We start from the raw sequence: 9,402 nt of genomic DNA, 5'->3' as shown, positions 1-9,402 counted from the left end.
CTGCTCCAGCTGCTGCCGCGCCCGCCGCAACAGCGGCTATCACGTTCTCCTGGGTGAAGGTTCGGGATGCTTTCCGGGAGCCTGCTTGAGCCTGCACCTGAATGGTCACACGCCCGGGAGTGCTGTTCGGAACGAATTTGGCTGTAACACGGCCCGCGTCGTCCGTGACCGCATTGAAGGTTTCGCCGCCGCCTAAGAACTCACCACTCGCCCCGGAACGCGGAAGCAGAAGCGCTACGGCGGCGCCGGATACAGGTTTGTGATTCTCATCTTCCACTTTCACGATCACTTCTCGCGCGACGCGCTCTTTGATGTTATTTACCGCCTGGTCCCCTTCTTCGATCACGATGTTCAGGCTCGCGGCAACAGCGGCAGTGCTGGTTTCCGGAACTTGTCCCCTTGGAGTCGCCATCGCGATTTGAGTCACCGCAAGGGTCGCCGGCGCATTTTCGGAACCGCTTTCCGCGATGTTTCCGGAAACTCGGACACGCTGCCCGGAAAAGCCGTCTAAACCGGCGCCTTGAAGGACGAACTTCACTTGTGACGTCTCATCAACGAGTTGGGGCAGTTGTTGCGAACGATCTATACGTCCGGTGACCGCGGTAAATAGACCGCGATTCTCGGGAAGCGCTGTGAAGGCCAATGCGGAACCCGGCAAGACGTGACCAACGACGACCCCCCGCGAGCTCTTAACTGCCGCGGAACCAGTTGCCATGGCGATTCGGATCGCACGACCGGTCAGCGCCACGTGACCCGAGGCGCCGCTCCCGTCAAGACCTACGCGCATCGACGCCGCATCGATCTCGAAGGACCCCGTGTTTGCAAAGGACATGGATCCGCGTTCTAACTGAGCGCGATCGCCAAAAAGCCGCACCCGGCTCCCGGGATCGACGTAGATGCTCGCATTGTTTTTCAAGCGGACGCGCGCTGAAGATTCCGCGGTGTCCAAAAGCGAGCCCGAGAAGAGAGTCGCGCCACCTCCAGTAAGCGCCCCGTCCAAACGGAACGGACCGTTTGCGGACACTATCCCGGTGTATTGGTTCGTACTAGCCGTAGCCGGCAAACAACTAGCTGTGATTGCCAGAACAGCTACGATTCGGTGCGCTTTAAGCGGCATTCCACTCCTTTGTCCATGACCGTGTTTGGCGAGAGGCTACTGCCGGCACGTCTGACGCTCACAATACGGTAGCTGACCTGAGCTATGGAACCATTAAACCCCGAAAAACGCAAGCTTTTTTGTCCCTGGAAACGATCCCGTCGACTGAACACCGAGTCGAGAATGCAGAAACGCCCTCAATTGAGAGAGCGAGAAGAACGAGAGAAAGGGGCCAAGGGATCTTAAGCCTCCGGAACTGACTTCGAATCGGGGATACCCGGGACGAACCCGTTTCGTTGCTCTCCTTTGCCCGTTCGCGGTCGAATCACCGAAAAGCAAACGACAAGGGCCGGTTCGCCGCGCGACCATTTTTTGGAAAGCCCGTTTTTTCCGAGAGCAAGTGCTAACGCGACGGGCAAAGTGTATGTTAGAGTCCCGGCTCTACGGAGAGGGAGAGCGTGTGTGGGTGGACACGGGGCGGGCGCAGTTCAGACGGGCTGGAGTAATAAACGCAGCGATGGCTCACAGCACGCGGTTATGGCAGTCCGGCTCCCGCATCCGAGCGAGCGTTGATTCTTGCACTAGGCCACGCACAAGCGACTTTTTATTTAGACACCCAGAATCGACAACCGTATCAAACGAACCTGGACCTAGGTGGTAGAAGTCTCAAAACACCGCTTGCTTGCGCGCGCGGCTGAGTAGGATCAATCAGTTACAGAGCCGCGACCCTGAGGAAGCGGGTTTCACCACGGGCTGCTAGGCGGCGTTTTTTGGCACTTACGGCCCCGAATCGCCGAGCCAAGGGATCTTACAATAGGGCTTGAAGCTACCTGACTCTAGTTTTCGTCGGCGACCGTAGCGCCCGCTCGAAACAGTTCTCTAAACAGACATGATCCGCGCCTTAGTCGATTTTGCCCTGGGGAACCGGCTGCTAATGCTGGCGATCACCATCGTCTTGCTAGTCTGGGGCGCCATCGCGTTTCATAACTTACCGATCGAGGCCTATCCGGACGTCGCGAATAACTACGTCCAGATTATTACTCAGTGGCCCGGCCGCGCGGCCGAAGAAGTAGAGCAGCAGGTCACCATCCCGATCGAAACGCAGGTGAACGGCATCCCTCACCTCCAGTTCCTGCGTTCGACCTCGCTGTTCGGCCTTTCAAGCGTGATGCTGATCTTCGACGATGGGTCCAATAACGATTGGAACCGCCAGAAGACGCTGGAACGCCTGGCGCAAGTGAATCTCCCTAACGGGCTCCAGCCCCAGATGGGAACCGACTACAGTCCGGTGGGCCAGATCTATTGGTACACGCTGAAGAGTACGAATCCGGAGTACGATCTCATGGATTTGAAGTCCATCGAAGACTGGACGATGGAGAAGCAGATGAAATCCGTTCCGAACGTGGTGGATGTCTCGAGCTTCGGAGGCCCCACTCGCGAATACCAGGTGCGGATTGACCCGGACAAGCTTATCGCATACGGCCTCAGCTTGAGTCAGGTCGAGCAGCAGCTGACTAACAACAATGTGAACTCCGGCGGAAGCTTCATCCAGGAGGGTTTGCAGCAGGTCAATATCCGGGAAGTCGGGCTGGTCGAGAAAACTCAGGATATCGACCGCGTCGTACTTACTGCCGCGCATGGAACGCCGGTTCGGGTTGAAGACGTGGCCACGGTGGAGCAGGGCGCAAAGATTCGCTTAGGTCAAATCGGCAAAGCCATTCATCTGAAGGATGGCCGGGTAATTGATTCTCCCGATGTCGTCGAAGGAATTGTCCTGTTGCGGAAAGGCGCGGAATCCGATTCAACTCTCGCCGGTATCCACGCTAAAGTGAAGGAATTGAATGACCGTCTGCTTCCGCCGGGCGTCAAGGTAGTTCCGTTTCTGGATCGTAGCGACTTACTGCATTACACCACTCATACCGTGCTCCATAACCTGACGGAAGGTATGATCCTGGTTGCCATTATTCTATTTGTATTTCTCGGAAACGTCCGGGGCGCATTCATCGTCGCGCTTACTATTCCGTTTTCGCTCTTGTTTGCTTCGGTCTGCCTCGGGCTTGCCAACGTGCCGGCGAACTTGCTATCGCTTGGAGCGCTGGATTTCGGAATGGTGGTGGACGGCGCGGTCGTCATGATCGAGAATATCGTCCGGCATATGGGACACGAGCGCCCCGGCAAGACACCGCTGGAAATGATTCGCGATGCCGCGCACGAAGTCCAACGTCCCGTCTTTTACGCAATAGCCATTATCATCACGGCGTATCTCCCCATCTTTACGCTGCAGGCCGTCGAGGGGCGGCTCTTCCGTCCCATGGCATTGACAGTCGCATTCGCGCTGCTGGGCGCTTTGATCTTCTCGATTCTGATTGCTCCCGTCTTGTCGAGTATTCTGTTCCGGAAGAATGTGCGCGAATGGCGCAACCCGGTATTGATCTTCCTCATCCGGAACTATAGAAGCACGTTGCGGCGAGCTATCCGGCTTCGTGTTCTGGTATTCGTGCCTGTACTCTGCCTCTTCGCGTTCGCCATGTGGCTATTCATCGGCGGCCGCATTGGTTCCGAATTTCTACCGCACCTGGATGAAGGCGCCATCTGGGCTCGAGGCACGCTGGCGCCAAGTACCGGACCGGATGAAGGTTCGTCACTCATGGAAAAGGCTCGCCTCGCTTTTGCCTCGTTTCCTGAGGTGACTCAAGTCGTGTCGCAAGTCGGACGCCCGGATGACGGCACGGATACAACCGGCTTCTTCAACACCGAATACTTTGTGGATCTGAAGCCCAAGGCGGAATGGAGACCGGTATTTCACGAGGATAAAGACGAACTGATCGCCGCCATGGACCGGGAAGTTAATAAGTTTCCGGGCGTACTTTGGAACTTCTCGCAGCCGATCTCCGACAACGTCGAAGAAGCCGTCAGCGGCGTGAAAGGTGAATTGGCGGTCAAGATCTTCGGCAAGGATCTTCCTACTCTGGAAGATATCGGCGATAAGATTGTCACTCTGATGAGACAGATCCCCGGCGTGCAGGATCTGGGCCTCTTTCGCGTGTTAGGTCAGCCGAATCTGAACTTCATTGTCAATCGCGACGAGGCGGCGCGCTATCAGATCAACGTCTCCGACGTTCAGGACGCGATCGAAACCGCGGTCGGCGGCAAAGCCGTTACCCAGGTGCTCAAGGGCGAGGAGGTCTACGATCTGGTGCCCCGCTACAAACGCGATTACCGGGATACTCCGTCGGCTATCGAAGACGTGCGGTTGCTGGCGCCCACGGGCGAGCGCGTTTCGCTGGCGCAACTCTGCTCGGTGAAGACCACGGACGGCGCGTCCGAGATTTACCGCGAAGCGAACTCGCGCTATGTCGCAATCAAGTACAGCGTGCGCGGCCGTGACCTGGGGAGCACTGTGGGTGAGGCGATATCAAGAGTTAATAAACAGATTAAGCTGCCAAAAGGTTATAACATCGATTGGGCCGGTGAGTATGCCAGCGAGCAGCGCGCGAACAAGCGCCTCTCGATCATAGTTCCGATCACCATGACGGCCATCTTCATATTGCTGTATTCCATGTTCGGTTCTTTCAAGTGGGCCGGCCTCGTGATGGTTACGGTACTTCTCGCGCCCATCGGCGGCCTAATGGCGCTTTACTTCTCGGGGACGCATTTTAGCGTCTCTTCAGGTATCGGAATGCTCGCGCTATTTGGAGTATCGGTACAAACCGGCGTCATCATGATCGAGTACATCAATCAGCTGCGGTCGCGCGGCCACTCGATTGAAGATTCCGCGGTCGAGGGCGCTGTGCTGCGATTGCGTCCCATCATGATGACCATGCTGGTAGCGACTTTGGGGCTGCTTCCCGCGGCGCTTTCGCGGGGCATCGGTTCCGATTCGCAGCGGCCGTTCGCGATTGTTATCGTGGGCGGTTTAAGCGCCACGCTCATCATGAGCATCTTCGTGCTGCCGACGCTCTACGTCTGGATTGCCCGCGAGAACGACTACCTGCCCGCGCCCGAGCCGGGATTCGAAGAAGAGTAAGTTACTGGTGACCCATTAGATGCCGCGCTTCTTCGATCGCTTTCCGAAAGCGTTTCGAGCGCACGGTAAACACCCTGTAATCCCCGGCCGCTAGCGAATCCGAGTCGGCGATCTCGCCGCCGACGCCGATCGCGCAAGCCCCGGCCCGGAAATACTCCGTACAGTTGATTAAGTCGACCCCGCCCGAAGCGATAAAGTCGATTTGGGGATACTGTGTCCGCAGGGATTTCAAGTAGCGCGGGCCGCCGACCGAGTAACAGGGGAATAGCTTCACGGCTTCCACCTTATACTCTCGCGCGATCTGCACCTCGGTGGGCGTGAGGGCGCCTGCGAAGATAGCCAGAGAGTATTCCCTGGCAACCTCCACCACTTCCGCGCTGAATCCTGAAGTGACAATAAACTGAGCGCCGCACTCCTTGGCGATGCGAACGTCTTGCCCGGTCGTAACCGTTCCGGCGCCGACCAGCATGTCCCCGCTGCATTTCGCTGCGACCGTTTTCAAGGTAGCCTCGACGCCCGGCATGCTCATCGAAATCTCGATGATGGGGATACCGCCCAGGCAAATCGCCTGTGCCGCGCGCACGGCAATGTCTCCGTCCGTGCTCCGCAGGGCCGGTATGATTCCGGTCTTCTTTACTTGCTCGAACACTTCAGCCTTATTCATAGCGTGAGATTATTCTATTCCAGCGATCCTGTGAGGCTTGCGACGAATTGGAGCCTTCGCCCGACTACTCTCGCGGGTAAACCTCCGCCGCGATCCGATGTAGAATCTTAGTCAGTCGAACTAAATGAGCAAGACGATCGCACAAAAGCTGATGCTGAAGCCGGGTCAGCGGCTACAAGTGATCGACCCGCCGGACGGGTTTCTAGCCTCTCTTGTAGACCTGCCTCCTGAAGTCAAACTAGTCGCGCCGACGGCAAAAGAAGCCGATGCGATTCAAGTGTTCGTCGCTTCCCTTTACGACCTGCGCAAACTGCTTCCGGAGATCAAGCAGCGCCTGAGTCGCGACGGCATCCTGTGGGTGAGCTACCCGAAAGGAATGGGGAAGAAGCCCGGCGGTATCGATCGGGATGTAATCCGGGAATATGCGCCCACCATCGGCCTCCAAGCCGTCTCGTTGTTCTCGGTGGATTCCACCTGGTCGGCGATGCGTCTGAAAATCGTATCGTCCGACTAACCGCTCAACCGGCGGCGGTACCCAACCTTCGCGACTCCCGATTCCATTCCCATAAGAGCGCGGCTGCGATGCCGATAAGTGCAAACGTCAATCCCTCCCATAGCCCTACGATTCCGAAGCCTCTTCGAAACCCCAGCTGCCAACCTAGCGGTAATCCAACCAGATAGTAGCCCACCAGGTTTGCCAGCACGACCGATTTCGTCTTACCCGCCCCCCGCAACGCGCCGGTAAGTACAGTTTGGGTTCCGTCGGCTAACTGAAAGAGCGCCGCTAGAGCTAGCAGAATAATCCCGACCCGCTGGACTTCCCGGTCGGCGGTGTAGATTCGGAGGATCGGCAGCGGCAAGACAATAAACAGCGACGCGGCGCAAACCGCGAAGACGCATGCGATGATGAGCGCGATATAACCGGCCCGCCGGGCGCGCGCGAATTGCCCGGCTCCGATCGCTTGCCCAACACCGACCGCCGCCGCGGACGAAATCCCCAATGGGACCATGTAACTCACCGACGCGCAACTGATGGCCACCTGATGCGCCGCCAGGGCAACCGCGCTCATCCTGGAGGCCAGCACCGACGCAACGCTGAACGCGCCGATCTCGAGAATGATCTGGGAAGCAGCGGGAAGGCCGAGCTTGAGTAGCTGAACGATTCTCGCGATTTCCGGTCTTCTGAAAATTGTCTTTATGCGAAATCCGGCGGCGTGCTCGATCCGGATTAGATACACCGCAATCAACCCAGCCATGTATAAGCGCGCCAGGCAAGTCGAGAGCGCCGACCCAACCACACCTAGCCGGGGAAATCCCCAGTGGCCGTAAATCAAAAGCCAGTTAGCGAACCAGTTGATCAGGTTTGCGCTAATCAAAGTGAACATGACCGGCCGCACATGTCCGACTCCTTGCAGGTAGCGCCGCGTCGCGCCATAGAGTAACAGCGGAAGCGTGCTCCAACTTAGCGTCAGTAGAAACGGGATAGCCTCACGCGATACGCCGGGGTTCACGCCCCAAACCGGGAAGAAGAACGGGACGGATCGCACAACCGACATAATGATCGGTACAAGAAGCAGCGCGATCCAGAGCGCCTGACCTAACGAACGATGACAGTCCTCCCGGTCGCCTCGCCCGAAGGATTGAGATACCAGGGTATCGAGCCCAAACAGCAGGCCGACTCCGAAAATGGCAAACACGTAGAATAACGACCCGCCGACTCCGGTAGCTCCGATTGCCGCCGGTCCCAGTCCGCCGACCATGATCGTGTCGACTACGGACATGGACATCCAACCGAGCTCGCCCAAAGCTACCGGCGCGGCAAGCGACAGCATGTGACGAACTTCCGGCCACAAAGACTCCCTGCGTGGTGCGATCACTTGAAACGCAAAGCGCCTCTAGGATTATTCGGGAGCTGCGGAATTCGATAGGCGGTGTGATCGGCAGAAGGATGGTTCACTTTCGAACGCCTTCCATCGGTTTGCATGCGTGCCGAGAGTACCGGCCACGCGGGTAACTCGGGACTCTCCTGATTCCAATGGGCGACCGAGGCCTCATCGCACCAATCGAGTAGTTTGCGCATTACCGGACCATGGGGAGCGGCGAGCATGAATTTTCGCATGGCTTGCTCGTGCGTCCAAGCCGTAGCCGTCCAGAAAGTGTTTCTCTCGTACTTCAATAAGCGAACCGCCAGACTGCCGTCTGCTGAAGCTGCCTGGCGGGCGGACCGGAGCGCTTGCACAGCGAACAGGGGCAAATAGCGCCAGGAGCGTACGCGTAGACGGGTGATCGCCACGAACGGCATCCAATCAATCTTAACGCCGCGAAGCGTCCCATAAGATTCGCAGCTATCTTCGCTGACGCGTCAACAACTTACAAACAGATTTGTCGCGAACTATCGTTTCCAGGTGCTATAGCTGGTGCGAGAGTATCCGTCAACTACGGGCGCCCTAACCGACATGAACAAACGTGAACTGGCGCGGCAGCTTGCGCGCAATACCGGCGTCAGCCGCGGAGAAGCGGCAGACCAAATTGACCGAATGGTAACTGACGTCCTGACGAAACTCCGCAGCGGGCGCTCAGCGGATCTACCCGAATTCGGCCGGTTTGCGGTAAATGAAGCCGGACAGATCGAGTTTAGTCCAAAGCCGGGAAGGTCCAAGACCGGGGTTCCGCAAAAATGAATCACGCCGGACAACTTCCCGAGACTTCAATCATAGAGATCGTAAAAGCGGCGCTGGACCGCGGGGCGCGTATCGACATTGACGGACTCGGTTCCTTTGTCCCCAATTCCAGCGGAGGCTTTGTGTTCGCGAGCCGTCAAATGCCAAAGATCTTTATCACCTATGTCCATGAAGACTATTCCGCAGTGGAAAGCCTGGGCAACGCGCTCACGGCGCATAGCTTCGATCCGTGGATAGACCGCTGCAAGCTACTGCCGGGGCAGAATTGGCCGCGTGCGATCGAGGATGCGCTGTCCGTTACGGACTTCGTGATCGCCTGCTTCAGTACGCGGTCCACGTCGAAGCGCGGCGGCTTCCAGGCGGAACTCCGTTACGCACTGGATTGCGCGCGTCGTATGCCGCTTGAGAAGGTCTTCTTAATCCCCGTAAGGCTGGATGATTGCCGGATTCCAGCGCGAATCGAAAGCGAGGTTCAATATGTCGACTTATTCCCATCGTGGACGGACGGGTTCGCGCGAATCCTCCGAATTCTGGAACAGAATGTACCGTCTCGAACCGATTTCGCTCTGCTTGATCACTAATTCATCGCGACGGGATAAGTCGCGCTGCGGCCAAGCACTGCGCCCGCCGAGTTCAGAAATACCCAGCGGACATACACGACGTGCTGCGGAAGTACCGGGATCACGACACTGCAGGATTGAGTACAGGCAATTGGTTTCAACCTGGAAGCTTCCGTCTTTTCGAAGTAGAACGGAGCATCCAGGTTGATGGCTGTCCCCGCCGGACTGGCCGTCGCACAAGCTTCGTTCCGCGTCGTGCAGTTCATACGTACCGGGGCGCCGTTCTCGCCGTACCCAAACTCTACAAATGCGGTTGCCGTGCCGGAGAGGACGGTTGGACTAGAGACATTCAGCGGCTCGAATTGCTGGCGGTT

At 57.6% G+C, this 9,402-nt stretch carries 9 protein-coding genes; 4 read left to right on the top strand and 5 right to left on the bottom strand.

Annotated elements, in window-relative coordinates:
• Positions 1-832 (bottom strand): hypothetical protein (locus H1Y01_RS19185; RefSeq protein WP_180542448.1); only part of this gene is annotated, 832 nt, incomplete at its 3' end.
• A 1,153-nt stretch (positions 833-1,985) separates the two neighbouring features.
• On the opposite strand from H1Y01_RS19185, the gene H1Y01_RS19180 reads away from it, so the two are divergent.
• Complete coding sequence (locus H1Y01_RS19180; RefSeq protein ID WP_180542446.1) at positions 1,986-5,123, top strand: efflux RND transporter permease subunit; 3,138 nt, start codon at positions 1,986-1,988, stop codon at positions 5,121-5,123.
• Position 5,124: 1 nt separating this feature from the next.
• Here H1Y01_RS19180 and H1Y01_RS19175 read toward each other — a convergent pair whose 3' ends face one another.
• The gene (locus H1Y01_RS19175; protein ID WP_180542444.1) at positions 5,125-5,787 is read right to left on the bottom strand and encodes a bifunctional 4-hydroxy-2-oxoglutarate aldolase/2-dehydro-3-deoxy-phosphogluconate aldolase; all 663 of its coding nucleotides are present in this window, start codon (positions 5,785-5,787) and stop codon (positions 5,125-5,127) included.
• Positions 5,788-5,911: 124 nt separating this feature from the next.
• Between H1Y01_RS19175 and H1Y01_RS19170 the strand changes: the two genes are divergently transcribed.
• Positions 5,912-6,301 (top strand): DUF3052 family protein, encoded by a 390-nt coding sequence (locus H1Y01_RS19170; protein WP_180542442.1) that lies wholly within the window; start codon positions 5,912-5,914, stop codon positions 6,299-6,301.
• 4 nt (positions 6,302-6,305) lie between these two features.
• On the opposite strand, the gene H1Y01_RS19165 is transcribed toward H1Y01_RS19170, so the two are convergent.
• Complete coding sequence (locus H1Y01_RS19165) at positions 6,306-7,619, bottom strand: MATE family efflux transporter (RefSeq protein WP_180542441.1); 1,314 nt, start codon at positions 7,617-7,619, stop codon at positions 6,306-6,308.
• A gap of 41 nt (positions 7,620-7,660) precedes the next feature.
• Positions 7,661-8,089 carry a hypothetical protein gene (locus H1Y01_RS19160; protein ID WP_180542440.1) on the bottom strand — a complete coding sequence of 143 codons (429 nt, stop codon included), beginning with the start codon at positions 8,087-8,089 and terminating at the stop codon, positions 7,661-7,663.
• Between the two features lie 154 nt (positions 8,090-8,243).
• Here H1Y01_RS19160 and H1Y01_RS20200 point away from each other — a divergent pair, with 154 nt between their 5' ends.
• Positions 8,244-8,468, top strand: a complete 225-nt coding sequence (locus H1Y01_RS20200) for an HU family DNA-binding protein (RefSeq protein ID WP_180542438.1) — start codon at positions 8,244-8,246, stop codon at positions 8,466-8,468.
• A complete protein-coding gene (locus tag H1Y01_RS19150; protein ID WP_180542436.1) occupies positions 8,465-9,049 on the top strand; it encodes a toll/interleukin-1 receptor domain-containing protein in 585 nt (194 codons plus the stop codon). The genes H1Y01_RS20200 and H1Y01_RS19150 overlap by 4 nt, the downstream gene beginning before the upstream one ends.
• On the opposite strand, the gene H1Y01_RS19145 is transcribed toward H1Y01_RS19150, so the two are convergent.
• Positions 9,046-9,402, bottom strand: a 357-nt coding sequence (locus H1Y01_RS19145; RefSeq protein ID WP_180542434.1) for a hypothetical protein, incomplete at its 5' end; no start/stop codon positions are given. The genes H1Y01_RS19150 and H1Y01_RS19145 overlap by 4 nt on opposite strands.

It is taken from the genome of Nevskia soli, from assembly GCF_903970205.1.
Lineage (GTDB): Bacteria > Acidobacteriota > Terriglobia > Bryobacterales > Bryobacteraceae > Bog-113.
This window is presented reverse-complemented; position numbering and strand designations above follow the sequence as displayed.

Bases quoted from the DNA above. Each gene is read 5' to 3' on its own strand.
- H1Y01_RS19180 (WP_180542446.1), top strand. From the start codon at position 1,986: ATGATCCGCGCCTTAGTCGATTTTGCCCTGGGGAACCGGCTGCTAATG.
- H1Y01_RS19175 (WP_180542444.1), bottom strand. From the start codon at position 5,787: ATGAATAAGGCTGAAGTGTTCGAGCAAGTAAAGAAGACCGGAATCATA.
- H1Y01_RS19170 (WP_180542442.1), top strand. From the start codon at position 5,912: ATGAGCAAGACGATCGCACAAAAGCTGATGCTGAAGCCGGGTCAGCGG.
- H1Y01_RS19165 (WP_180542441.1), bottom strand. From the start codon at position 7,619: ATGCTGTCGCTTGCCGCGCCGGTAGCTTTGGGCGAGCTCGGTTGGATG.
- H1Y01_RS19160 (WP_180542440.1), bottom strand. From the start codon at position 8,089: ATGCCGTTCGTGGCGATCACCCGTCTACGCGTACGCTCCTGGCGCTAT.
- H1Y01_RS20200 (WP_180542438.1), top strand. From the start codon at position 8,244: ATGAACAAACGTGAACTGGCGCGGCAGCTTGCGCGCAATACCGGCGTC.
- H1Y01_RS19150 (WP_180542436.1), top strand. From the start codon at position 8,465: ATGAATCACGCCGGACAACTTCCCGAGACTTCAATCATAGAGATCGTA.